Raw genomic sequence first — 25,181 nt, 5'->3', positions numbered from 1 at the left:
TTAAAATCCGGACTACGATTTTTGATCGATCAAAAATCATAGTCCGGATTTTACTGTTAGAGAACCAAGAATTAATAGTTAATTCCCAGCCCCTCTTTCCTACGATTAGACAAGATATCGTGGGAATTAACCACAAGGCTCGAGACTAAGTCCGAACGATAATCAGCCCGTACCGTGCTAATCACCGTTCTATCCTTAGCCCACCGCCTTGTCGAGAAGGTTAATTTTCACTCACTATTTTATTTCCACCAATGACGATTAATAAGAAAGATGACACATGCCAACATTAAGACAATAGTAATGAAAATTGTAAAAACCCATGAATAGGTCCCGTTCGCAAGGGGTAGTTTGACGTTTTCACCGTAAAAGCCAGATACAATTGTTGGAATTGAGAGAACAATTGAATAAATGGTTAGGTATTTCATTGTTTGGTTTAGATCACTATCAAGAACCTTGCTATAAGCATTAGAGACACGGGCAGAAACATCTGAAGTCATCTGTGCCATTTCTAGCCCTTGCTGTGCTTCGACAATTACATCGTCAAGATCATTATATTGCTTAGTAGTAATGTGGTTACCAAAGCGGCGTTTAAATTCTTCAAGTAGGGAAACATTCCCTTTGAGCGAAGTAAGAATATAAACTAGGCCAGTTTCAATTTCCATAAATTGAGTAATGGCTTGGCGGCCCGTTCGTCGTTGAAGATTTCGTTGAATTTCTTGTCGCTGTTGATCTGCACGACGAAGGGGACCAAAATAATCAGTCGAAAGGCGATAAAGAACTGGGAACACTAAGTTTAATTTGTCGTCATTTTCCCCGTGTTTCTTTAATAATTGTAGCTGATTAGCGATGATTCCATTTACAAAGTTAGTTTTTGCATTTGTAAAAGTAATGATATTATTAGCGGTGAGCATGATGCCAATTGGTGCAGTCTGTGGAGCAGTCACAGCATGAGTTGGTACATAGACATCGAAAATTAATAATGTAACTCCTGCATCTGGATCAATTTCAACCCGGGCTTTTTCGTAAGGGTCAATTGCATAATCAAGTAATTCTTGAGTAACCTCATATTTTTCAATTAAATCTAATCGTTCATGGGGGAGAGGTTCGAATATACTTATCCATTTGCTATGATCATTAATTTGTTCTGTTGTTAACATCAGTACCCATCCCCTTAAATTTACTCTTACTCTATTCAACGCTATTATCGGATAAAAGTAAACCGACTTAAAAATATTCTAAATATTTCCTGGGAAATACAGTAAAATAATCTTATCAGAATTTAGGCGAAAGAGAGGTGAGTAAAATGAAGTATCGATGGCAAATTAATGAAAAATTAACTGATGACCAGGTGGCGAAACCATTGCGCAAGTTGTTGCATGATCAATGGCTGCTTCCTAGTCGGTTAATTCACTATTTACGAATTAGGCGGACAGTGCTTGTTAATGGTGAATATCGGTCAATGAATGAACTGGTGGGAAGAAATGATAATATTCAGTTGCTATTTTGTGGTGATGAAATTCGTACCCCCACCGCAAATGATTATATTCCGTCTTCACAATCACACTTAGAGGTCCTCTATGAGAATCGCGATTTATTAGTGGTAAATAAACCGCGGGGACAAAAAACACACCCTAATTACCATGGCGAAACAGGGACATTAATGAATGATGTCGCAGGCTATTTAGCGCATAGTCAAAATAATGCTTATATGGTCCATCGGATAGACTTACAAACGAGTGGAGCAGTAATTGTTGCTAAGAATCCAATTGTTGTCCCAATCCTTAACCGATTAATTAGTGATGGGCAAATTCACCGACAATATTTGGCGGTAGTGGAGGGTGAAATGGCCCAGAGTGGAAAACTAGATTGGGCAATTGGGCGTAATCCAGAGAATCCCCATCTTCATCAAGTAAACGGGCAAAACGCACAGCCGGCCTTGACCTATTATGATACACTGGCAAGTAATCGTGAACGTTCCTTGGTGAAACTTCGCTTAGTAACCGGCCGTACACACCAACTTAGGGTTCATTTGGCGCATAGTGGTCATCCGATTGTTGGCGATCCGCTTTATAATCCTTCTTCAAAAGAGGGGATGCTGCTTCATGGAGTGGCGCAAAAACTCATATTACCCTTCGTAATGAAATCTTTAAATATTAGTGCGCCATTACCGTCGTATTTCGAAAATTATTTGGTAAAATATAACTTAGCTAAAAAGCAAATTTAAATTAAGGGAGGACATTAATTGTCACTTTTAGAGAAGTTGTATGGACCATTTTTTGATCCACATAACTGGACAACAGTCGTTACATCAGGACAGGATTGGTTAATCATCTTTTCGTTGGTTATGATCGAATGTTTACTGTCAGTTGATAATGCTGTTGTGTTAGCGGCTCAGACACGTGTATTACCAACGTTAAAAGAACAAGAAGAATCACTTTTCTATGGTATTTGGGGTTCTTATGTTTTTCGGTTCTTAATTATTGGAATCGGAGTATATCTCATTAACTTTTGGGAAATCAAAGTTATTGGAGCTGCTTACTTAATTTACCTTGTCTATCGTTACTTTCATAATAAGTTCTTTGGCAAGCGAGCAATGCGAAAGACCCGTGAAGGCAAAACGCGTTTAACTGGACGAAAGCTTTTTTGGACAGTTGTTTTACAGATCGAATTTATGGATATTATTTTCTCCATTGATTCTGTTTTGGCATCATTAGCTGTCTCCAATAATCCGGTTATTGTCTTAATCGGTGGCCTGATTGGGATTGCATGTATGCGAGGAATTGCTGAAGTTATTATGAAACTGATGCGCAAAGTTCCTGAGTTAGAACCGATGGCATACATCTTAATCTTTGTGATTGCTATTAAACTCTTCTTAACGATTCCTGCGATTGACGTCGAGATTCCATCAGGGATTTTCGGTAGTTTTATCTTGCTTGTTTTTGCGGTAACGATTATTATTCACTTTATACGTAGATCACAGAAAAAGAAGGTAGAATAAAATGGCAATTGATGCAACAGCTGAGACCTTTGATAAGGATGTTCAAGGCTCAATGACGGTTGTTGATTTTTGGGCACCATGGTGTGGTCCATGTAAAATGATGGAACCAGCTATGCAAAATCTAGAAAAGCAATACGGTGATAAAATCAAGTTTGTGCGGATGAATGTTGATGGAAATCAAGAAATTGCACAACGGTATAAAGTAATGAGCGTCCCAAGTCTGGTCCTTTTTAAGGATGGACAGGCGAAAGAAAAGGTAACTGGATATTATCCAGAGGCTAAACTGGCTCATTACTTTGAACGAAAAATAACCGAATAAACTAATAAGAGGCTTCTAACGTTTGAAAAATTTAAACGGGAGAGGCCTTTTTTGTATGTCTAAATCTATTTTATTTAAAACGCGGACGATAGCAATAAAAGAAAATAAGTGCCAGGATAAAGGTTAAACAATCGGAAATAGCCTGAGCAGCAATGATTCCAGTATAACCAAATAATTTTGCGGAAATACTAATCACTACCCCGAAAATCAACCCCTGACGACAGAATGAGAGCCAAAATGCAGGCGTTGCTTTTCCCATTGATTGGAACATGGTTGTAAAAACGAGAATGATACCAGCAAGGGTAGTCGAAACTGACAGCCAGCGAAGCATCAAGGCACCTTCTTTTACTATTTGGGGATCACTCATGAAAATGCGAATAACCTGGGGAGCGAAAATGAAAAGAATAATAGTGAGCATAAAGGCAAGACTAGCAACAACTTGAATATCAAATTTAACAACTTTATTAAACCGTTGCTCATCTTTAGCGCCGTATACGTATCCGATCAAGGGTTGCGCGCCAAATGCAAAACCAACTATTACCATATTGATGATCATATTTGCTTTCATCGCAATTCCCATGGCAGCTACACTATCCGCACCATAAACAATCAAGTAACGATTAGTTACCGCAACCGCAAACGTTGCCATGATGTTAGTGACCGAGGCCGGGATTCCGATAGCGTAGATTTCAAATTGAAGCTTCCAGCCGATTTTCGTTTCATGAATTGAAGTCGTCAACTTTTTACTCTTTGTTCGCAAATAATAAATCATTAAAATATCGCCAATAACAGTACTTGTTACAGTAGCCAACGCTGAACCAGCTGCACCGAGTCCACATGTAAAAATAAAAATTGGATTTAAAACGATATTAATTCCGGTCCCCACCATACTAGCGATCATCGACTGAATGGCTAGACCTTCTGTTCGCAAAATATTAGTTGGTGAAAGTCCAAAGATAATGAAAACCGCGCCCCAAGCAATCACTAAGTAATATTCTCGTGCATATTGCCAAGTAGCTGGCGAGGCACCTAATAAATGTAAAATTGGTGTTTGAAAGATAATCATTATTGCAGTTACGATGATTCCACAAATAATCGGTGCATAGAAGCAATAGCCACTGACAAAACGTGCTAATTTATCACGGTGTTCACCGAATAAGCGGGAAATAACTGAGCTTCCGCCAAGGCCAAAGATATCCCCAAGAGCAATCATTAACGTAAAAATTGGTGCTCCCTGAGAAACACCGGCAACTAAATTGGGATTCCCAGTTTTGGCCACGAAAAAAGTATCAACCATGTTATAAATCAAAGTTACAGCCATGCTTAATACAACAGGTAAGGCCAGCGTAAAGTATGCCCGCTTGATTGAAGAATGTTCAAATAATTCGTCCATTTTGAGTCTCCTTTTGACAATCTGCTAACCATTTTACGCTACTCAGAATACAAAGTGAAAGACTGATTATTTTATTAATTCAATTCTTTTATCCACAAGAGCGAAAAATAATCAACAACAAAAAGAGTGAATAGAGAATACCCTTTTGATGGTTGTTTCCTGTTCACTCTTTATTTATATAAATTACGGGGATGAGGTTCACCCTTAATTTCATGTTTAACGTGCTTTAACATATCATCGATCATTTCAATGACATGAGGATCATCTAAAGCATAGTAAACGCGGGTCCCTTCTTTATGGCGACTGACTAACTGATAGCGATACAAAATACCGAGTTGCTTTGAGACGATCGGTTGCGCAAGGTGAAGGTCATTAACGATTGTTTTAACATCCGTTTCACCGTTATAGTGCCGGAGATAATATAAGATATTTAAGCGCGTACTATTACTTAAAACTTTATAGATTTTAGCAGCTTCATCAATAAAGGCTTGTATGGAAGACAATGGTTGCTGCTCCTCCTTTTAATCGGTTTAGTAATTATTATACCAAACTAAAGAAGGTGAATAAGGTGGGTAATTAATCCACTATCCCAAAAAACATAACAACCAACACCGATATAAATAACTTTCATTAAGGTTTCACTATAACGTTGCATTGCTTGCTTAATTAGTGTAATATTACCAATTCCCTTAATGAGAATCACGATCGCAATTGAAAGGACTGCGATAAAAAGAAGTGCCTGAGTAAATTGCTGGAAGGTAAGATTCGTTAAAATTGGTAAGAAAATTGAGAGGTTACAACCAGCGCAAACTGCCAGATAGGTTATTAAGGTGGTAATAATTGGGCCGTGCTTTTCTGCATGAGTTGGGTCTTCATCGTTGTCATGCAGAGCCATGTAAATAGGGAGGATCCCTAGTATTCCTAAAATCCATTCAGGGAGGAAAATGGCGAGAGTTTTTCCTAGTAAAAAGCTGATGGTAACCAGAACAAGAAGGGCACCAAGATAGCCAATGATTACATCACGAAGGTTATACCTTTCGAGTAAAAAGATTAAGATGAAAAAGAAATCGAGGTTTACGGCAAGAAATGTGATAAAAATGATCCACCAATTCATAATTAAATCTCCTATATATCAAATTCGATATACTTAATATATATCGAATTTGATATATAGTCAAACTATCCTTCAAAATAAGTATAAAGTTTCTCAGGGGTAAGAGATTTTCGTTGCTCTGCGTTAAAATCTGCTTTGATTTCACCATCTTTAAGCACGATTAGACGATTCCCATACTCCAAGGCATCTTCAAGGTTATGGGTAATCATTAAGGCAGTTAAGTGATCTTTAGTGATCCGTTCATTAGTAGCGTGTAATAAATTTAGACTTGTATGCGGATCAAGAGCAGCAGTGTGTTCATCCAGCAAAATAATGTCAGGTCGTTTGATTGTTGCCATTAAAAAGCTTAATGCTTGCCGTTGCCCCCCGGAAAGGGCGCCAGTAGCTGTATTCATGCGATTCTCAAGACCGTTATTCATTGTTGCAGCTAGCTTGGTGAAACGGTCCATATTGCTTTTGAGCTTCCGGGGAATAAGATGGCGACGTTCACCACGTTTAGTTGCTAATAGCATGTTTTCAGCAACTGTCATTCGTGCAGCCGTTCCCAGTTTCGGATCCTGAAAAACACGGGATAAGAAAGCTGTTCGCTGTTCTTCTGTCGTATTGGTAATATCTTGTCCATTATGCAAAATTTTTCCTTCGTCAGCGTGTAGGTTTCCACCAATGACATTAAAAAGGGTCGATTTACCAGCACCATTTGTTCCAACGATCGTAATGAAGTCTCCCTCGTTGATTTTAAGGTTTAAGCCCTTAAGAATAGTGGTTTCACTAGATGTGCCCTTATTAACGATGGTTTTGACGCCCTGTAATTCCAAAATAGGTTTATTCATGAGGCCGGACTCCTTTCAAAATTGGCTTTTTAAGGTGAATGCGTTCTTCAAGTTGTGGCAACATCATGCAGATTGCAAGAACAACTGAGGAGATAAGGTTGAGGTCGTTTGCTGAGAAACCAAGTTGTAGCACGGCAAGTAAGATGATTCGGTAAATGATACTACCAAGAGTAACGGCGACAAGTCGCTGGTTAAGCGTTAATTCACCAAAGGCTACTTCACCAATAATGATTGAGGCAAGGGCGATAACAATCGTTCCAATTCCCATATTAATATCAGCGTATCCATTGTTTTGAGCAATCAACGCACCACAAAGGCCAACGATTCCGTTTGACACCATTAGGCCGATGATGACCATTGTGTCGGTATGAATCCCAAATGATTTTGCCATTACAGGGTTATCACCAGTTGCGATAAAAGCTTGTCCATAGTCAGTTGAAAGGAAGAAAACCAGGATTACGGTAATAATCGCAATCGTAACTATTCCCAAGAAGACACTATCAAAGTATTGGGGCAGACTTCGCATGAATTCGCCGCTAAAGAGAGTCTTTTGACCAAGCAACGAAACATTTGATTTACCCATAATACGGAGATTAACGGAGTAGGCGGCGGTCATAGTTAGAATTCCGGCTAATAAACTTGGGATTTTTCCTTTAGTGTAGAGCAATCCAGTGATCAAACCAGCGAGCATTCCCGCCCCAATCGCAATTAAAGTTGCCAGAAAGGGATTAATGCCATGTGTGATTGCAGCGACAGCACTGGCAGCACCAAGAGGGAAAGTCCCTTCAACAGTCATATCAGCAAAATCAAGAATTCTAAAAGTCAGGTAAAGACCAAGACCAAGTAAAGCCCATAATAGTCCTTGACCGATTGATGATACGATTAGATTCATTTGTAAGCCTCTCCTTTCGTTTCTGCATCCTTTTCAAATTGAGCGGGAATTTGTAAATTAAGTTTTCGAGCCTGCTTAATGTTGAGAACAGGAGTCCCATGCTTCATGTACTCAATCGGAGTATCAGCTGGTTTTGACTTGCCTTTGAGGATTGCAACCGTCATCTTTGCACCTTGGACACCTAAAGCACGTTGGTTAACACTGTAAGTTGCAACGCCACCTTGCTTAACCATTGTGTCAGTTGCCGGGAAGACTGGTTTGTTAGCGGCATCGGCATTCTTAACTAAGGTTTGCATTGCTCCAGCGATCGTATTATCTGTTGGTACAATTACTGCATCAACCTGGCTAAGCATTTGTTCGGAAACCTGATTTAAGTCGTTACTGTTGGCAATTGAATAAGCCTTTAAGTTAATATTCATCTTGCGACATTCACGCTTGATTTGGTGGTAACCGGCTACTGCTGAAGCATCACTTGAAGTGTAGATGATCCCCAGTGTTTTCATTCGCGGCATGAATTGCTTGATCAAATTGAGTTGCTCGCGAATTGGTGCTTGGTCAGATACTCCGGTGATATTGCCGCCAGGGTGTTGATTATTTTTAACTAGTCCCGCTGCTTTTGGATCAGTAACAGCGCCAAGTACAATTGGTGTTTTGGTAGTAGAATTAGCTAATGCTTGAGCAGCAGGGGTCGTAATTCCAAAAAGAACAGTTGAGTTATCATCAACAAGTTTTGAAGCCATTGTTTTAAGATTACTTTGGTCACCATTCGCATTTTGATACTCAATCTTGATATTCTTACCGTTGTGGTAACCTTCCTTTGCCAATTCATCAACATATCCTTTGTAAATCTCATCTAACGCTGGGTGGTGCATCAAGGTTAATACACCAACTTTTGGAATTCGTTGCTTAGTTACGAATCCATTGTTTTCTCTAAAGAATGCGAAACAAAGGAAAGCGATAATAATTGCAATTAAACTATACATTCTTTTCATCTAAAATCTCACCTCACAAAATAATAAAAAAACGAGAGCCCACATGACGGACCCTCGCTTTTTGAAAGGCAAAATAAAAGTCCGCATGTGGATCCATGCGGACTGAAATGAACATCAAACTCAGCCGGCACAGATGCAATCTGTTCTTCAGGTCGCATCCATGACGAAACAACCTGAATTACCGGCTTTGCCAACGAGTATTAACGTTGATAGTTTGATATACGTTCATTATACTTACTCCCTACATAATTGATTGTTGTTAAGTATAACCAATGATAATAAAGCTGTCAATATAATTATTAAAATTTGCTAAGAAAAAAGGAGGCTGGGAGAAAACTTTTGTTTCTCTCAGCCTCAACTGCTTTTATGAACACATAATAAGATAACGTGGAAAATAACCACAAGGCTCGAGTCTAAGTACGAACGATAATCAGCCCGTGCCGTGCTAATCATCGTCCTAGCTTAGCCAACCGCCTTGTCGAGGAGGTTATTTCCCACTCTCCAGTAATTGTACTACTCGTATCCTAGTTCATGCTGATGTAGAAACTAGGAGTGTAGTAGTTGATGTTACCAGTTTGAACGTTTTGACCTGGTGTAGGAGCTTGGATGTAACCACCATTACCAGTAGCGATTGCAACGTGGTAAGGAGCACTATCTGGACCCCAGAAGTAAAGATCACCACTTTGAGCGTTTTGGATATCACTGTGGTGGGCACCAAGGTTAGTTTGTTGGTAAGTAGTCCGGTAGTTTGAACCAAGACCATATGCATATTGAACTAATCCTGAGCAGTCAAATCCGCCTGGTTGGTTACCACCCCAAACGTATGGAGTACCAATTTGTGCTTGAGCAACGGCAACCGCATTAGCAGTAGAACCATTACCTTGGCCAGCAGCAGTTGAAGTTGCTGGAGTAGCAGTTACAGCAGCAGTACTTTGAACAGTAGTGTTGCTTTGTGGAGTAGCAACTGCTTCAGTAGCAGCGTATGTAGTTTGTGTTGGAGCTGCAGTGTTAGTAGTAGCCGCTAAAGTAGTAACGTTGTTGTTAGTATTTGCAGCACTAGTTTGAGCAACGTTAATAGTAGCAGAAGCAGCACTTACTTGGGCTGGAGCTTGGGATGCAACACTAACTTGAGCAGCAGTATTGTTATCAGAAGCAGCAGATACGACTGTTGTTGGTTGTGCTTGGTCGGCTACATTGCTTGCGTTTGTGGTAGAAACAGCTGGCGTAGTTGATGCAGCGGTTGTTTCAGTAGTTTCAACGGCTGCTTGACTAGCAGTAGCGTTATCAGTTGCAGTAGGTGCAGCAACTGTTGCGGCAGCAGAAGCAGCACTGATAGCAGAAGATGGGATAACTAATTGTTGACCAACGTAAATTACGTTAGGGTCAGCTAATTGGTTAGCAGTAGAAATTGAATCAACAGTAGTAGCGTATTGTTGAGCGAATCCCCATACTGTATCTCCTGATTGTACTTGAACTTGTGTGTCAGCACTTGCAGTGTTAGCAACAGCTAATGCACCAGCAGCACCTAAGGCAGCAGCAAGGACTTTTGACATTGTTTTTTTCTTAGCGATAATTATTCACTCCTGAATTATTGTTTGTTTTTCTTTTATGCATGCAACTAATTTGTGCACTCTTTTACTATATGATGATATTGTGAAGAAGATATGAAAAATCTCTTAAGGGTGGCGGTTGTTACATAATTGTTAAATTGCTGCAATAATTTAAAGAGAAAAGTATTGGAATAAAAATTCTCTATACTTGAGAAATCGCTGAGACTACGGCGTATAGCAGAAAAGGTTAGAAATTAATCTTAGGTTGTTTTTCTGTAACTAAAATCAATCCAATCAAGTTTTTTCTTCCTAATAAATTAAGGAGATATTGTTAAGGTATCTACATTGGCATATGGTATTATGACTAGATACAATTATTCTTCCCGAGAAAGGAACTATTATGATGAAATATAATGATAAGATTCAAAAGGAAATAAAAGAGCTTAGAAGCGATTTTTGCATTTATTCATCTTTGATAATACTAACAATTGCTGGATTGTGTTTAAGAAATATCATTCCGTGGAGCTGGTTAAACGCAATTGTTAATTTTTTGTTTATAGGCTCTGTGTTTGAATTAGGGCGCTCAATTGATAAGTATTTAAAATTGAGAAAACAACTAAAATAAAATCGAGAAATGTGTTAGTCAAAATCAATATCAAGTTGAAATTGACGGTTAAAACTAAATTTTCAATTATTATTTGTCATTGAAAAGCTCCCTCATTGTGTCGTCAGTAGTATCAAAGGTTTTTGCAGTATCTGGAATAATTCCTTTTTCTTCAGCATACGCACGAACTACTATCTTCCTTTTTTGTAAATATGATTACTTATGCATTAACAGAAGACTAGTAATAATGATAATAATAAATAAAATTAACCAATACTTTTGATGTAAATGATTTTGAGTTGCCTTTTTATCATTAGGATCACTTTTAATTTGATGTATTTCCCAAGTACCCATTAATAGTCCGTAGATAAGGCCACTGAAAATAGCACTACTAATTGTAGAAGGTTCTGTAAGTAATGGAATTAAGGCCCCTTTATTAGGCAGCCAATCGATAAGGATTGTTAATCCATACATTACAATTGCAAAGTAAATTCCTAAGCCAATTGCTCTTTTAATAAATTTTTGTTTAGTCTTGCCCTCCTGTTTGGCTTCAACATCAATTTCTGTTAAATGATGTCGTTTAGTTTCATATAGAATATAGCCTGAAGAAGCGAAAACAGTTAATAGTAGGACGCTTACTACGATATCAAGAGTAAGTTCAGAATTATTAGTATTAAGCATTAAAAGGCTAGCAATAAAACTTAATAATAGATTTATTGATAATAAAAATATGGCAATATTATTACCGATTCGATTGAGTTCATTGCGGCGATATTCATCTAATGGTCCATGAATATCGTAAAACCACTTAATGATTTTGGTGCTGATTGTTTCTTTCATCCGTATGTTCCTCCCAAAATAGTGAATTAAGATCAGTATTTAATGCTTTAGCTAAATTAATACAAAGTTCTAACGAGGGATTATACTTATTATTTTCGATTAAGTTGATAGTTTGACGAGCTACTCCAATTTTTTGAGCTAGCTTTAACTGGGATAATCCTTGATCTTTTCGAAATTGTTTAACACGGTTCAAATATTTGGTCCCTCCTTATGACATATATATATGACATCTATATTAGAGATTTTATCATTACTTAAATTTAGTGTCAATTATATATGACAAAAATAAATAGACATAGAAGTGCATTGTTGCTTCCATGTCCAATAAATATGATTAATCCATTAGTAAGTTAACTGAAGGAATCTATATTCATAGAAGATTTTCTTAACCTGTAAATACAGCTAAAAATAATCCTTGAATTTTAGATTATTTATTTTTAAGTCTATGTTTTTCATAGTTATATCCATCTATAAAACTTATGACTTCTTGCATTCTATTTCCAGAAATTAAGTTTAAAAGTACAAATGGTAATTTCGGATAAAATCTAAATTTTTTGCTAATTTGATAATCTTCGTATGCTTGATGTTTTCCCATTTGAAAGTCAGATAAGTTCTTTAAATCCTTAATTTTAGAGGGGTTGGAATTGTTCGATTTAAAAGTGTAATCTTGAGAGTATAAGCCGTGTTCATAATTATGCTTAATCATATCGTGGAGTTGGAATAGTAACATTTTGAATTCTTCTTAATCTCTGTTTAATAGAATGAGCTCTATTTAAATATGTATTTCTGAAAAATATTCATTAGTCTGAATACTAAGGCTCCTAAGTAGTCGCTAATACTATTCGAGTGAGAAGCTTACTTAGTAAGTTTTAGATGCTTTTGTTTATTAAGTATATGAGATTTATCAAAATAAAACTAGCAAAGGTTTGTTGCATAGTTATTGTATCAAGAACTTTAGAAAATAAGTTACTTGCTGGAATTGTTCTAATAAATTGAAGCTCCTATTTTGGATCCTTATCTTTATCGATTTTATTAATTGTTAGCGGATATTTTTCATCAAGTTTTGGGTCAATTATATTAATAATAAGCCATCTTTTTAACGGTCTCATGATTGCTAATACGATTACCCAGCTACCTCCAATTAGTAATGATAAGTTATCATTGTCATCAACTATGTTTAATAAGAGGGCACAAATGATCATGAGGGTCACATAACAAGCTGAATAGAATTGGATATATGTCTTGAACTCTTTTCGACGTTCATGAAGTTGATATTGTAATTGACTATTAGCGGATTGGATTTTTGCTTGTTGTTGTGAAGAAGTTTCTTCATTAAAGAGCTCACTCACCTTAATCCCTAAGGCATTTGCAATGAGATTAAGAGTGGCAATACTACCATCGTTTCCTGCTTCTAATCGTTGAACAGTTCGAACAGAAATATTGGCTTTTTCAGCTAACTGCTCCTGTGATAATCCTTTTTCAATTCTTAGCTTTTTGATTTGATTGTTAATCATGGATTTTCCCTGCCTTAGTAATTTTTATCATAGAATACTTATTTTTAGTGACGATGACAACGACAATTTTATGACAAAGAGACGACAGACACGTGACATTATTGTAATTATCCCAATAAATTGAAGCTCGGGCCTAAAATATGATAGTATGGATAGCAGTTTTAGCTCGTAATAAGTAAGAAAAAGAGGAGAGAATAGAATGGCAGTATTAGATGTTGAAGGCTTGACAATGAGCTATGCCGATAAAAAGCTCTATGAAGATGCCAGCTTTCAACTAGAAAAGCACGAACACATGGGGATTGTCGGGCAAAATGGTGCCGGGAAGAGTACCTTGATTAAAATCTTGATCGGGAAAACTCTCCCGGTCGATGGCACTATCAAATGGCAAAAAGGGGTCAAGATTGGATACTTAGACCAGTATGTAGATATTCCGGCGGGGATGACATTGATTGACTTCCTCCATACTGCTTTCACGGAACTTTATCAACTTAACGACCAGATGAATAAGCTTTATGCGGATTATGCAGAAAAGATGGATGATGAGCTCCTCACCAAAGCAGGCCGAATCCAAGAAAAACTTGATGCTAATAACTTCTATGAAATTGAAACGGAAGTAGAGCGGGTAATGAATGGTTTGGGATTAACTGATATCGGTAAGGATCATGTTGTCTCTGAGATGAGTGGGGGACAACGGTCAAAGATTATCCTTGCGAAGATGCTATTGGAGAACCCAGATGTCATCTTACTAGACGAACCGACAAACTACCTTGATACGGCTCACATTGAATGGTTAATCGACTATCTTAATGATTTTGATGGTGCCGCAATGATTATCTCGCATGACTATGACTTCCTTGAACAAGTTACGAATACCATTTGTGATGTGTCATTTGGTAAAATTACCAAATACCGCGGAAGCTTCCAACAAGCAATGCGGCAAAAGGAAGAGCGCAAGGAGGCCCAAGAGCGGGAATATGAGAAGCAGCAAGTAGTGATTGAAAAGGCGCAACGGTTTATTCGGAAAAACAAGGCCGGTTCAAAGTCGACTATGGCTAAATCGCGTGAAAAGATGCTTGCGCGAATGAAGAAAATTGATCCCCCCGAAGATAATCTAAAAGCAACTTTCCATTTTCCGTATGAAAATACCGGATCAGCGAATGCGCTACGGGTAGAAAAATTGTCAGTTGGCTATAATCGACCATTACTGGCACCGGTAACTTTCTCGATGACAATGGGTGAAAAATTATTGTTCACTGGATTTAACGGGGTTGGTAAGTCGACTTTGATTAAATCAATTTTAAAGAAAATTCCAGCATTAGGCGGAACAGCAACCTTCTCCCCATCAGCCCGGATAAATTACTTTGACCAAGATTTGGAGTGGGATGACCCAACCCTTACACCATTGCAAACAATTCAAAATATGTTCCCAACAATGCAGCCACGGACGATTCGGACAAAACTTGCGCGTGCCGGAATCAACGCCGCCAACACGATGAAGGAAATGAACCTTTTGTCTGGGGGCGAGCAGACGAAAGTTAAGTTGGCAATCCTTGAATTAACCCCATGTAATTTTCTTATCATGGACGAACCGACAAATCACCTAGATGACGAGACTAAGGAAGGGTTGAAGAAAGCCCTGCAAGATTTCCCGGGAAATTTAATTTTAGTTAGTCACGAACAAGGATTCTTTGAAGGATGGCTTGATAAGATCCTTAACGTTGAAAAACTTAGCTTGAAATAGAAATATATGAGACAATGAATTCAAAAAGGAGGGGAAACGAGTGCCCTATTCACTTTCTGAAATCATTGTCTTATTTTTTACCTATTCATTTATTGGCTGGCTATGGGAAACTTGCTACTGCTCGATTAAGGACCATCATTTTGCTTATCGTGGTTTTTTGTTTGGTCCCTACTGCCCAGTTTATGGCTTTGCAGTTACAACTATTTTAATCACAACATATCCTTTTCAAAATAGTATTTTGCTATTATTTATAGTCGGCTTTATTGTAGCTTCTATTTTTGAATATGTAGCAAGTTGGTTTCTTGAAAAGGTTTTTCATATGAAACTATGGGACTATTCGCATCTAAAAGGAAACATTCAAGGAAGAGTTGCTCCCCAAATTTCATTTTTCTGGGGGATTGGCGTTGTTTTGCTGGTTAAGTTTGTTCAGCCATTTATTCAGCGGATTATTAATTGGGAAGAATCATGGACTCACGGGATACTTGCCTTAATTATTGTCCTCGTGATGGGAACTGACACTATCCTCAGCGTTATTAGTGTGGAAAAATTCCATATTACAACTCAGCAATGGGATGAACGAGCAGCCGCGTACAGAAAGAAACTGCTGGATCGACTTGAAAAAGCAGCTCCTAAGGATAAATTGGCAATTAAAGATCGCCTTCAAGATTGGCAACGGCACTTTGCTCAACATCTAAACAAAGAGGGAGCTGGCAAGCAACTAAGCTGGAATCATCGCCGGCTAATCAAGAGCTTCCCTAAATTGAAGATGACTGATAGTAAATACTTTAATAACTATAAAAATGATCTTAAAAGTAAATAAGATTATTGTAAATTCTCGCTTTCTCATGGTGAAGTGGTTATAATAGCGTCAAATTCATAAAAAGGAAAGACACATCTTGAAAAAAGAAACAAAAATCATTTGTGGAAGTGTGCTTGCGTTTTTGATTATTTTATTTGGGATTGTGGCGATTATTATCCACGAATCTCCCCAAATTCAACGTGAGACCCACCCAACAGATATAACCGTCAATGAATTTGTTCGTCAGATTGCACCAGCTGCTCAACGTGAACAGGAGAAATATCATATCCCGGCTAGCATTACGATTGCGCAAGCAGGACTTGAATCGAACTGGGGTCGGAGCCGGTTAGCGAATAAATACAATAACTTATTTGGAATTAAGGCTAATAGTGACGACGAAAAGGTGCAAATGTATACTACCGAAAATATTCGTGGTAAAAATGTTCAAGTAAAACAATACTTTACGGTTTACAATAGCTGGGCTGATTCAATTAATGCGCACACATTGCTCATTGTAAATGGAATTGCTGATAATCATGCACGTTTCCATGGAGTACAAACAGCAAAAACTTATCAACAGGCAGCTTACGAATTACAGCGGAATGGTTACGCAACCGATCCAGATTATGCCAGCAAGCTGATCTATGCGATTAAGAAGTTTAATCTTGCCCAATACGATAATGTTAAATAATAATTTAAAAGCGTGAGAAACGACTCTTGTAATGAGCTATTTCTCACGCTTTTTTAACCTATAAAACACTTATTAATGTACTTCGCTTGAAGCAACCCGTTGATGACGGTACCAGTGAACTAAGAGACCAAGGACTAAGCCGACAAGTGCTGGAACAAGCCAGGATAATCCCATACTTGCAAGTGGTAAGTTATTTCGCAAAGCGGCAACAGATAAACCAAATGAACTTTGGCTAACAACCGCTGGGAAGGCAACAACCATATCACCGAGAGCTGGTACAACGGTGAAAAGGACCACGAAGAAGTAGACAACGCCATCACGGTTAAAGAGTGGTGATGTCACAGATAAAAGGATAAGCACCATTGATAATGGGTAAAGGAACATTAACATTGGTGTTGACCAAGCGATGATTTGGTCTAAGCCAAAATTAGCAGTAAGGAAAGAGGCGAGACAACTGAGGGCAAGCCATGTATGGTAGCTAACTTTTGGAAAGTGCTTATGGAAGTCTTGAGCAAAAGCAGCAACTAAACCAACAGCCGTCGTTAAACAAGTAACAGTTAACAAGAATGCTAGTACAACTTGTCCGAATGCACCGGCATAAGCATTAACTAATTGGTTAAAGGCAACTCCACCATCTGGGGAAACTTTGAAACGACCAAGAGACATTGCGCCAAGAAGGATTAGTAATAAGTAGATAAAAGCAACGGCACCCATTGAGAGGACACCAGCTTTTGCAACAACTTTGGATACATCTTTTGCTGACCGTTGTCCCATAGAACGAACGGCGGTTACCACTGTTACCCCAAATGCAAGACCGGCAAGAGCATCCATAGTGTTGTACCCTTCAAGGAACCCGTTAGTGAGCGCACCGTGAACATAAGCACTAGTTGTCGGTGCGGTAGCAGGATTACCAAGCGGACGAGCGAAACCAACGACAAAGACAAGGAATAAAAGGGCTAAGAAGACGGGATTTAATACTTTTCCGATGTTAGCCAGGATATCATTTTCCCGGTATGAGAAGAGGAAGGCCGCCCCGAAGAATAATGCTGAGAATAATAGCAAGGCAAGGGATTGATATTGTTTATCAACGAATGGGGCAAGCCCAACTGTGAATGAAACAGTAGCAGTTCGGGGTGTACCGAATAATGGACCGATCGTAGCGTGGATAAGAACCATGAATACTAAGGCGAAACCAACGCCAAGCGGACGACCGATATCAAAGACCCCTTCTGCACGCGTAACAGCAACGGCGAGAACTGATAGAAGTGGTAAAAGAACTCCAGTAATCAGAAAGCCAACTGCAGCTGGTCCCCAATGACTACCAGCTAATTGACCAAGGTGTAACGGGAAAATCAAGTTTCCGGCCCCAAAGAATAAACCGAAAAGCAATGATGCAACAACTAAATAGTTTTTGAATGTTAACTTGCGCGATGTTAAATCTTGCATGTTTTCTCCTCCTAATCTGATCCCAACAAAAAAGTCCCTTAGCCAAACTGGCTAAGGGACGCTGAGCGTGGTACCACCCTATCATTGTACTGCTATTGCTAACAATACCTCACACGTACGGCCATAATGGCGATACGCTGACACGATAATGGGTGTAACCACTACAGCTTACTGGTATTTAAGCTGTAGACTCGAAAGTGATTTTCAGTTAGAGTTAAAACTGTCTCCTCACACCAAACGAGACTCGCTGAAGCTATCGTCTAACATACTCTTCTTTCTCATTGCGATCGAATAATTAAATTGTTGTCATTAATATTAACCTGTTTCTCATAAAAGTCAACAGTAAATTAAAAATTATTTATAATTTTTCAAATCTTCGCTGCTTTCGGCGTATGCAGGATCACCATTTAATGCCCGGGCAATGGCTCGCTCAACAGCAGTATTAGAAGTAACATTTGCAATGGCGAGTGGCTTCTCATAACGTTTAGCGTGATGGTTGGCGAGTTGACTAATCCGATGGTGAATTGCATCGATGCAGACAATCACAAAGTCCGCATCCCGAATTTTGCGTTTTAATTTACTGCTAGAGACTTTTTCTTCTGCAGACGCATCTAATCCGCGGAACAGACCGTGGTGTTTGTCAATGACTGGTTTAAGACCCTTAACCTTGCTACGGATTCCGGTAATAACAAGTACCTTTCGTTGATGGAGGTCATAATCAAGTTTCTTTTCATAATCATGACGAGGATTAGCAGGCTTTTTAACAACTTTTGGTTTAGCTGGTTGCTTAGTTGTATCATAATCTTGCTTTTCATGAATCCAGCGAATCGCGCCATCTTTGGCATCAGTTAGGCCATTTCCTCGATCATAGTAGGCAAAATCAATAACCATTCCTGGCTTAATATCACGACCAGGGTATTTAAAAGGATCAATTACGATGGTATTTTCTGGCGCTTCGTCAACGATTGAGTTACCCTTAATTGTTTTACTCAGTTGAAGGACATCAGAACCGGGTACGCGCTTTAATTCACCATATTCAATCACATTGACTTTTTCAGGAGTGTAATCGCTAAGATGGTCGCCGGTGATCCGCCGAATAACTGGAAGGCCACGGACCTTTTGTTCATAGTCTAGTTGGGCGATATCCCCATCCTCAACGGAAAATGGTAATGCATGCAAAATTGCTTCCGGATAATAACGGTGGTTAATCTCGGCACCGCTTAATTTTCGATGTACTAAGTAGCGATTGTCAGCTGCTAGGCGTTCTTCTTCAGTAATTTCTTTTGGTGCTTCAACTGAAGAAGATGTAGCGGGGCTTGTTATTGATGTTGATTTTTCTTCATCATTAGCAGGCCCAGTAAGCAGTGACTTCAATGTTTTGCGTGCTTGCGGAGGCAACTCGTTTGATGATTGAATTTTGCGTTGAACAAACCGTGGTGCATTTTGTTTAACGGGTTTGCTTTCTTGATAATAATTTAAAATATTAAGAATGGTGGCAAGACTCCGCTGTGTCTGCAGTAAGCTTTGTGGATCACCAGCGGTATTATTTAAGAGGTCAATCAATTCTTGACGATAATCATAAACTTCCATATTGTTTTCCTTTCTTAAAATAAGTTACTAATTTTAATAATAGCAGTTCGTTAGCGTGATGTCAGTAATTAAGTGTGGTTTAGCCGATTTTCTACGGTATAATAAGAAACAAAATCAGAATTGCGAGGATTGAAAATGGCACAACGGTTAATAAAATTATTTTCCCACAATGATTTAGATGGATTCGGGGCTCCATTATTATTAAAAACACTACAACCAGTAATGTTTGAAGATACAGAGTTTGATATGACAAACTGTGGCGCTGGACGAATCGATGAAGAATTAAGTCGATGGATGCAAACAGCAGAAGTAGGGCGCTTTACAGATGTTTACATCATGGATATGACGCCAGATAGTGATTATTCATTTAAGTTATTGAATGAACGGTTCGCTAATCATTGGCTTGTCTTTGATCATCATGAAAGCGAAGCGGAACTACGACAAAAGTATGCGGCCAATAGTGTTGTACCTGCTGATCCAGCAGTTAACCCAAGTGCTACAAGCTTAGTATGGGATTGGTTAAAACAACAGCCATCTTTTGCAAAGGTTGATGAGCAACGGCAAAAAGACCTTGCTTATCTTGTGGAATTGATTCGGGCATATGATACTTGGGATTGGCAAAATGATCCAGAAATGAATGAGCAGGAGCGAATTGATGCTGATAATTTTGATCAGCTCTTTTGGTTTTACCCCCTCCAAGATTCGGAAGAGTTTGTCCAAAATGTTTTTAATTCCAGTTGGCAACAATATCAGGAAGAAAATCGGCTGTTGATTCGGACACTAAACGAACGGCGGGCAAAGTACCTTAAGAGCCATTTGAAAGATATTTTAATTACAGATATCGATGATCATAAATTTGGTGTCGTATATGCAAGTGACTATAAATCTGAAATTGCCCACGAATTATTAGTACAACATCCAGAAGTCGATGCGGCCTTGGTAGTCAGTCCGGTTAGCGTGTCGCTTCGAAGCAACGGAAAGTTAGATGTGGCTAAATTTGCTGAAAAATACTTTAATGGTGGCGGTCATGCTGATGCTGCAGGTGGCCGGTTAACGGTTAATCCGATTGAAGTTGGTGAGCAAGCAGTTATTGATGACCTTAAGCAAACGATCACTAATCAGCAAAATGAACAAAAATCAAATGAAAGTACGCTTGCCGATAATCTTGATCCCGAAGTAGCAGCAAAGATGGCAGCTTTGTTTGGGAAGAAGTAAGTGTATTTTCAGTGCATAGTAATAAATTGCTTTTATATGTTTTAGAATTTAAATAGTTCAAGTCATCAATATGAAAAATTGAAAAGAGAGTGTGGAAAAATTTTAGTTTTTCCATACTCTCTTCTTTTTACAAAAAAAGAACCATGACCCCAAGCCATAGTTCTAGTTGAAAAGTAAATCAATCATATTGATATCTATACGACCGACGAACAAGGCAACCATTATGATATTGAGATGCAAGTAGCTGATCACCACAATATCGCTAAACGAATTCGTTATTATCAAACTGCCAGCTCAATGGAAGCCCATGATAAAGGGCAGCCATATGAACAAGCTGACGATTCCTATGTGATTTTCTTCTGCAATTTTGACCCATTCCAACTTGGTCAGCAACGCTATGTGTTACATAAGCATATAGATGAAATTCCTGAACAAATTATAGAAGATGGTCAAACCGATATCTTATTTAACGTCCCTTCCTTGCGTCACGATGTTGATCCTAAGATGCAGGCGTTTTTAGATATGATTGCCCAGCGAGAAGTTGAAGCGACCGATCCGCTTGTCGTAAAATTAAAGGAGAGAATAGCAGTTGTAAAGCGGAACCGGAAATGGAGGTCGGAATACATGCGACGTTCAGTATATGAAATGGATCAAGAAATGCGTGAGAAAAAGATTCGTGAGGGTGAACGTAGGATACGGGATGGCAAACGTGAACTCCTAGAAGGAAAACGTGAACTTCTAGAAGGCAAACGAGAGCTTCAAAAGGGAAAACGAGAGCTCCAGAAAGGTAAACGTGAAATTAAAGAAGGTCAGGATCGACTTAAAGAAAAAGAACAGCTAATTCAAGAAAGAGAACAAAAACTACACGAAAATCAGCAGACAATAATTAAAACATCTATTTTGGCAATGAGAGAGCTGAATATTGATGAAACAACAATCAGAAAAGAAATAAAAGAAAAGTTTAACTTGTCAGACAAGAAAATTAAGGATTATTTTGCTGAATAAAATGAGAAGGAAGTCTCCAAATCAATCATGGAGGCTTTTTAGGTAACTCCTAAAGATTAAGGTATAATAAGGCTCTAAGTATAAGATCTGTGGGGAGTATCTTTATGAGAAAAATAGCACTAATTTTGATGCTTTCATTGACGATGATGGTCATGGTAGCTTGTGGAAGAACATCCTCAAGTACTAATGGATCAACAAGCAGTGTGACTAGTTCTTTATCGAGTACACAACAAACAAGGGATGATGCAGCACTAAACGCTGAACGATTAACGCCTGAGCAGATTGCTGCGCTTGTGTTGTATTATCGGGATGCGCATATGCCAGGAGCGAATGATTACGACTATTCTGCTGATATGGAAAATAACAATCAGGGAGCAACGGTTAAGATTTATGATAAGGAGGCAGTGCCTTGGGGAGAGGGACCTTCTACTAAGACTTATCCTAAGGACGCCAAAGTTTTATACACGATTAAATTAACTTCCCAAAGTGATGAAGATGGCGATCGTTTAAATTCAACCTACTATACAATCGTCGGGAATAAGGTTTACTATGCGAACAGTAGTAACGGTATTCGCAAAACAGGAGTAACACTCGCTGAAATGGTGACGTATGCCAAAACTCATGGGGAAGTTAACCGTGTTTTGAAAGTGGCAAAAAATACCCAAATTATTGATATGCGTGGTAAAGTTACAATTACGGATAAGGATGGATTAACTACTCAGCAGGTAGGAACATTAGTTGCATTGTTAAAGAACCCTGATTGGTTTAAGGCAGGAGTTCAAAATGGTGAAATGTATTATGGAACACATTATGGTTATGGTGAAGTTGCGGATTATCAATATGTAACAACACAAGGGGATCCGACTAGCTATATTTGGTTTAAACGTAAAGGCAATGATGTCACAATTAAAATGATTGAACCAACTGAAAATCAAAGTGTGGCAGGGGCACCAATGACTACTACGCATACCACTGTTACGAATTTGATAAATAATTACTACACAAGTGAAGACCAACAGGATGAGGTTAATACCTATGCGGACCAATTAAAAGCGGAACTGTAAAATTAGATTAATTACTAAGAAGGATATATTATGAGTAAAAAAGATAAGTATGATGTTCAAAAGTTTACCGGAATTCCCGTGGAAACAGATGCTAGTGGAAAGTACCAGTTAAAGTTTGACCAAAATGGCGAGGCAAAATTACATACTTGGCGGACTGGAAAACATACTAAGGGGAAATTTAAACATCCGGGTCAGTTAATGCTGACGGAAAATAACTTGACTGTTGTAATTCTAAAAGCAGAACCAATGGCTTTTAAGGATCGTCATAGCGAAACGCCGCTGCAACGATTTTTAACTGTCGATGTTACAGAAGATGTTCTGAAACAAGGTCTTGCAGAATTAAAGGAGTGAAATTGATGAAAACACTGGTGATAGTGGCTCACCCTCAACTTGCAAATTCATCGACTGAATCGTTTTTAAAGGCAGCCGCTGATAATGAAAATAACGTTATGTGGCATGAATTAAAAACACCTTTTGATATTTCTCAAGATCAGGAATTACTTAAATCGGCAACCCGAATTATTTTTCAATTTCCGCTGTATTGGTATAGTGCGCCAGCGATCTTAAAGCAATGGCTTGATGCGGTATGGAATTCACAACTTACAAGTAGCTATTTGCTAAAAGGCCGTGAATTGGGGATTGTTACGACGGTTGCTCATTCAGCCTCTGCCTTTCAACCAGGCGCCAGTCAAGGATATACAATTGCTGAAATTTTACGACCATATCAGGCTTTAGCGCACGCAATGGGGATGAAGTATTTGCCACCATTGCCGATCTATCAATTTGCCCAACAGAGTGAAGAAGAGCAGCAGTTATTATTTATCCACTATCAGCAATATTTGACCTTAGATAAATTCTTGCATTTTAGCGATCAGACGCAATGGTTTATTGACCACCTTAACGTTAAAATTGCTCAAGAGTCAGATCTTCTTCAACAAGCTAAATTAGAACAATTATTGGCACTTTTACAAGACCAACAAGAAGAGCTAGATGATTTACACACTTCTATCGGCTGGCTACGAGAAAAAGAGGATGACTAAAAATGAATGAGAATCAACAATGGGCACATGAAGAACTAACAAAATTAATGAAAAATAGCCCAACATATGAAGATCAAGCTTTTTACCGGGCATTAGATCAGTTAATGCTTAAACAAGCACAACGCCTGGTCAATGCCGCCGGTGAGCTCGATGGTCGTAGTTGGGCTGACAAATAATTGATTTAAAAATATAAAGCAGAAGTCTACCTACCACTTCAATAATAGACTTCCAACTTATCAGATAATTGTTTCAAAATGAAACTAGGGGGTTATTGGTACCCGCGATTCTAATTGCACGATTAGAAAAACTCACTAAAAAGTTTGTAAAAATCCTTTGTGGTATGATACCTTCAAAAGGATTTTATATAACTAAGTCAGTGAAATAATGGGTATTAGAGAATTATGAATAAAATCCTCATATATTATTATAAAACAAATTATTCCTAAAAAATACGAAATTATTGATTTATATTATTTTATGGCGAGTTGCAAATCTTTTCGAAGCTTGTCAGCAAGAATAACTGCTTGATTATGTTCTTCATCTTTTGCCCCGTAAAGGAGAATAACGTTTTGGCTTGGTAACTGACTTTGGACAATTGCCTTTAATGAATTATAGTAAACAGGATTGTTGGTTAATTCTGCTAGATAACGCTCTTTGAATTCTGGATAGCGAGCGACATCATGACCAAACCATTTTCGCAACTCGGTACTGGGTCCGACTTCTTTGAGCCACTTATCAAGATGTGCATTTTCTTTTGAAATTCCGCGTGGCCAAATGCGGTCAACGAGGATACGATAACCATCTAAATCAACAGGTTTAGTATAAATTCGTTCAATTTTTAGTTCCATCATGCCGATCTCCTTTAATTAGTGTTATGTTTAGGATAGTTCTTTTTAGGAGGAAAATAAATATGCTAACAAAATATCAACAATTTTTTACTGGACGGCCCACAGTCGAAATTGCGAAGGATCTTTTAGGGAAACTAGTAAAATACCAAACTAAAAGTGGAATCATTGGTGGTTATATTGTTGAAACAGAAGCATATTTAGGAGAAAAAGATTCTGCATCACATGCTTTTAACGGACGACGCACTGGCTACTCGGAATCTTTGTATGGGATGCCCGGGAATATTTACCTATACCAAATCCGTGGACATTATTGTTTTGATATTGTGGTTCAGGATGCAGAGGAACCTCAAGGAATTTTACTTCGCGGAATAGAACCGGCGCTAAACATCGATAAAATGATCGAAAATCGGCACATGTCAGGGGTAAATATTACTAACGGTCCCGGTAAATTAGTACAAGCTCTCGGAATTCATTCACGGGATTTAGATGGGCAGCCTATGGAAACAAGTCCACTAACGGTTGATTTACATAATTATAAAATTCCTGGAGAAATAGCTATTTCTACGCGGATTGGAGTTAACTTGAAGGGAAAAGATGGGTTAAGTCCACGCCGCTTTTATGTAAAAGGCAATCCCTATGTATCAAACGTGAAAAAACAAGACATGGATCTGGAATGTCATGGTTGGAAGGGGTAAA

The 25,181-nt window shown here is 38.5% G+C and carries 27 protein-coding genes and 1 other annotated feature; of the genes, 13 read left to right on the top strand and 14 right to left on the bottom strand.

The annotated features are described in order from the left end of the window. Nucleotides 1-239 precede the first annotated feature (239 nt). The gene (locus tag AACL61_RS05835) at nucleotides 240-1,157 is read right to left on the bottom strand and encodes a magnesium transporter CorA family protein (protein WP_003669776.1); all 918 of its coding nucleotides are present in this window, start codon (nucleotides 1,155-1,157) and stop codon (nucleotides 240-242) included. A 146-nt stretch (nucleotides 1,158-1,303) separates the two neighbouring features. Between AACL61_RS05835 and AACL61_RS05830 the strand changes: the two genes are divergently transcribed. Genes AACL61_RS05830 through trxA form a run of 3 tightly spaced genes read left to right on the top strand, consistent with a single transcriptional unit; the run spans nucleotide 1,304 to nucleotide 3,317 of the window. Next, complete coding sequence (locus AACL61_RS05830) at nucleotides 1,304-2,224, top strand: RluA family pseudouridine synthase (RefSeq protein ID WP_102816347.1); 921 nt, start codon at nucleotides 1,304-1,306, stop codon at nucleotides 2,222-2,224. A gap of 18 nt (nucleotides 2,225-2,242) precedes the next feature. Then, entirely contained in the window at nucleotides 2,243-2,998 is a 756-nt protein-coding gene (locus AACL61_RS05825) for a TerC family protein (RefSeq protein WP_102816346.1), read from the top strand. Between the two features lies 1 nt (nucleotide 2,999). Further along, nucleotides 3,000-3,317, top strand: a complete 318-nt coding sequence (gene trxA / locus AACL61_RS05820; RefSeq protein ID WP_003669309.1) for a thioredoxin — start codon at nucleotides 3,000-3,002, stop codon at nucleotides 3,315-3,317. Between the two features lie 70 nt (nucleotides 3,318-3,387). On the opposite strand, the gene AACL61_RS05815 is transcribed toward trxA, so the two are convergent. The 10 genes from AACL61_RS05815 to AACL61_RS05770 form a co-directional block, all read right to left on the bottom strand. Further along, complete coding sequence (locus AACL61_RS05815) at nucleotides 3,388-4,710, bottom strand: MATE family efflux transporter (protein WP_102816345.1); 1,323 nt, start codon at nucleotides 4,708-4,710, stop codon at nucleotides 3,388-3,390. 170 nt (nucleotides 4,711-4,880) lie between these two features. Continuing rightward, entirely contained in the window at nucleotides 4,881-5,213 is a 333-nt protein-coding gene (locus tag AACL61_RS05810) for an ArsR/SmtB family transcription factor (RefSeq protein ID WP_102816344.1), read from the bottom strand. A 47-nt stretch (nucleotides 5,214-5,260) separates the two neighbouring features. Then, nucleotides 5,261-5,824, bottom strand: coding sequence for a cadmium resistance transporter (locus tag AACL61_RS05805; protein WP_003669784.1), 564 nt, complete (start codon nucleotides 5,822-5,824; stop codon nucleotides 5,261-5,263). Between the two features lie 65 nt (nucleotides 5,825-5,889). Then, nucleotides 5,890-6,654 carry an ABC transporter ATP-binding protein gene (locus AACL61_RS05800; protein WP_003669785.1) on the bottom strand — a complete coding sequence of 255 codons (765 nt, stop codon included), beginning with the start codon at nucleotides 6,652-6,654 and terminating at the stop codon, nucleotides 5,890-5,892. Continuing rightward, on the bottom strand, nucleotides 6,647-7,546 hold the full coding sequence (locus AACL61_RS05795) for an ABC transporter permease (RefSeq protein WP_003665032.1): 900 nt from the start codon (nucleotides 7,544-7,546) through the stop codon (nucleotides 6,647-6,649). Before AACL61_RS05795 ends, AACL61_RS05800 begins: the two co-directional genes overlap by 8 nt. Next, on the bottom strand, nucleotides 7,543-8,538 hold the full coding sequence (gene trpX / locus AACL61_RS05790) for a tryptophan ABC transporter substrate-binding protein (protein WP_102816343.1): 996 nt from the start codon (nucleotides 8,536-8,538) through the stop codon (nucleotides 7,543-7,545). Before trpX ends, AACL61_RS05795 begins: the two co-directional genes overlap by 4 nt. A 524-nt stretch (nucleotides 8,539-9,062) precedes the next feature. Then, nucleotides 9,063-10,091: a C40 family peptidase gene (locus tag AACL61_RS05785; protein ID WP_019252924.1), complete on the bottom strand. Its 1,029-nt coding sequence runs from the start codon at nucleotides 10,089-10,091 to the stop codon at nucleotides 9,063-9,065. 817 nt (nucleotides 10,092-10,908) lie between these two features. Beyond that, nucleotides 10,909-11,532 carry a DUF3278 domain-containing protein gene (locus AACL61_RS05780; RefSeq protein ID WP_102816341.1) on the bottom strand — a complete coding sequence of 208 codons (624 nt, stop codon included), beginning with the start codon at nucleotides 11,530-11,532 and terminating at the stop codon, nucleotides 10,909-10,911. Continuing rightward, on the bottom strand, nucleotides 11,501-11,725 hold the full coding sequence (locus AACL61_RS05775; protein ID WP_020843384.1) for a helix-turn-helix transcriptional regulator: 225 nt from the start codon (nucleotides 11,723-11,725) through the stop codon (nucleotides 11,501-11,503). The genes AACL61_RS05780 and AACL61_RS05775 overlap by 32 nt, the downstream gene beginning before the upstream one ends. An 808-nt stretch (nucleotides 11,726-12,533) precedes the next feature. Further along, the gene (locus tag AACL61_RS05770) at nucleotides 12,534-13,046 is read right to left on the bottom strand and encodes a helix-turn-helix domain-containing protein (RefSeq protein ID WP_339111118.1); all 513 of its coding nucleotides are present in this window, start codon (nucleotides 13,044-13,046) and stop codon (nucleotides 12,534-12,536) included. Between the two features lie 199 nt (nucleotides 13,047-13,245). Between AACL61_RS05770 and AACL61_RS05765 the strand changes: the two genes are divergently transcribed. The 3 genes from AACL61_RS05765 to AACL61_RS05755 all read left to right on the top strand — a co-directional run bounded on the left by AACL61_RS05765 (nucleotide 13,246) and on the right by AACL61_RS05755 (nucleotide 16,277). Further along, a complete protein-coding gene (locus AACL61_RS05765; protein ID WP_020843382.1) occupies nucleotides 13,246-14,787 on the top strand; it encodes an ABC-F family ATP-binding cassette domain-containing protein in 1,542 nt (513 codons plus the stop codon). A gap of 40 nt (nucleotides 14,788-14,827) precedes the next feature. Then, the gene (locus AACL61_RS05760) at nucleotides 14,828-15,607 is read left to right on the top strand and encodes a putative ABC transporter permease (RefSeq protein ID WP_102816338.1); all 780 of its coding nucleotides are present in this window, start codon (nucleotides 14,828-14,830) and stop codon (nucleotides 15,605-15,607) included. Nucleotides 15,608-15,683: 76 nt separating this feature from the next. After that, entirely contained in the window at nucleotides 15,684-16,277 is a 594-nt protein-coding gene (locus AACL61_RS05755) for a glycoside hydrolase family 73 protein (protein WP_102816337.1), read from the top strand. 72 nt (nucleotides 16,278-16,349) lie between these two features. Here AACL61_RS05755 and brnQ read toward each other — a convergent pair whose 3' ends face one another. Both brnQ and AACL61_RS05745 read right to left on the bottom strand, forming a co-directional pair. Continuing rightward, on the bottom strand, nucleotides 16,350-17,723 hold the full coding sequence (brnQ, locus tag AACL61_RS05750; protein WP_339111117.1) for a branched-chain amino acid transport system II carrier protein: 1,374 nt from the start codon (nucleotides 17,721-17,723) through the stop codon (nucleotides 16,350-16,352). A gap of 51 nt (nucleotides 17,724-17,774) precedes the next feature. Next, nucleotides 17,775-18,014, bottom strand: a binding site (T-box leader). A gap of 63 nt (nucleotides 18,015-18,077) precedes the next feature. Then, nucleotides 18,078-19,313 (bottom strand): DUF2325 domain-containing protein, encoded by a 1,236-nt coding sequence (locus AACL61_RS05745; protein ID WP_339111116.1) that lies wholly within the window; start codon nucleotides 19,311-19,313, stop codon nucleotides 18,078-18,080. 135 nt (nucleotides 19,314-19,448) lie between these two features. Here AACL61_RS05745 and AACL61_RS05740 point away from each other — a divergent pair, with 135 nt between their 5' ends. The 6 genes from AACL61_RS05740 (at nucleotide 19,449) to AACL61_RS05715 (ending at nucleotide 23,813) form a co-directional block, all read left to right on the top strand. Further along, a complete protein-coding gene (locus tag AACL61_RS05740) occupies nucleotides 19,449-20,528 on the top strand; it encodes a DHHA1 domain-containing protein (protein ID WP_102816335.1) in 1,080 nt (359 codons plus the stop codon). Between the two features lie 177 nt (nucleotides 20,529-20,705). Next, nucleotides 20,706-21,533, top strand: coding sequence for an Rpn family recombination-promoting nuclease/putative transposase (locus AACL61_RS05735; protein WP_331232055.1), 828 nt, complete (start codon nucleotides 20,706-20,708; stop codon nucleotides 21,531-21,533). A 104-nt stretch (nucleotides 21,534-21,637) separates the two neighbouring features. Beyond that, on the top strand, nucleotides 21,638-22,597 hold the full coding sequence (locus AACL61_RS05730) for an Lreu_0056 family protein (protein WP_339111115.1): 960 nt from the start codon (nucleotides 21,638-21,640) through the stop codon (nucleotides 22,595-22,597). A gap of 30 nt (nucleotides 22,598-22,627) precedes the next feature. Continuing rightward, a complete protein-coding gene (locus tag AACL61_RS05725) occupies nucleotides 22,628-22,948 on the top strand; it encodes a DUF7671 family protein (protein ID WP_102816333.1) in 321 nt (106 codons plus the stop codon). Between the two features lie 5 nt (nucleotides 22,949-22,953). Further along, nucleotides 22,954-23,637 (top strand): NAD(P)H-dependent oxidoreductase, encoded by a 684-nt coding sequence (locus AACL61_RS05720; RefSeq protein WP_339111114.1) that lies wholly within the window; start codon nucleotides 22,954-22,956, stop codon nucleotides 23,635-23,637. Between the two features lie 2 nt (nucleotides 23,638-23,639). Continuing rightward, entirely contained in the window at nucleotides 23,640-23,813 is a 174-nt protein-coding gene (locus tag AACL61_RS05715; protein WP_003669277.1) for a hypothetical protein, read from the top strand. 294 nt (nucleotides 23,814-24,107) lie between these two features. On the opposite strand, the gene AACL61_RS05710 is transcribed toward AACL61_RS05715, so the two are convergent. Beyond that, complete coding sequence (locus AACL61_RS05710; RefSeq protein ID WP_019251962.1) at nucleotides 24,108-24,485, bottom strand: DUF488 domain-containing protein; 378 nt, start codon at nucleotides 24,483-24,485, stop codon at nucleotides 24,108-24,110. A 62-nt stretch (nucleotides 24,486-24,547) separates the two neighbouring features. Between AACL61_RS05710 and AACL61_RS05705 the strand changes: the two genes are divergently transcribed. Continuing rightward, a complete protein-coding gene (locus tag AACL61_RS05705; RefSeq protein WP_102816331.1) occupies nucleotides 24,548-25,180 on the top strand; it encodes a DNA-3-methyladenine glycosylase in 633 nt (210 codons plus the stop codon). Nucleotide 25,181: the final 1 nt, after the last annotated feature.

Origin of the sequence: Limosilactobacillus reuteri subsp. porcinus (assembly GCF_036621895.1) — a bacterium.
Taxonomy (GTDB): Bacteria; Bacillota; Bacilli; order Lactobacillales; family Lactobacillaceae; genus Limosilactobacillus; species Limosilactobacillus reuteri_J.
This window is presented reverse-complemented; position numbering and strand designations above follow the sequence as displayed.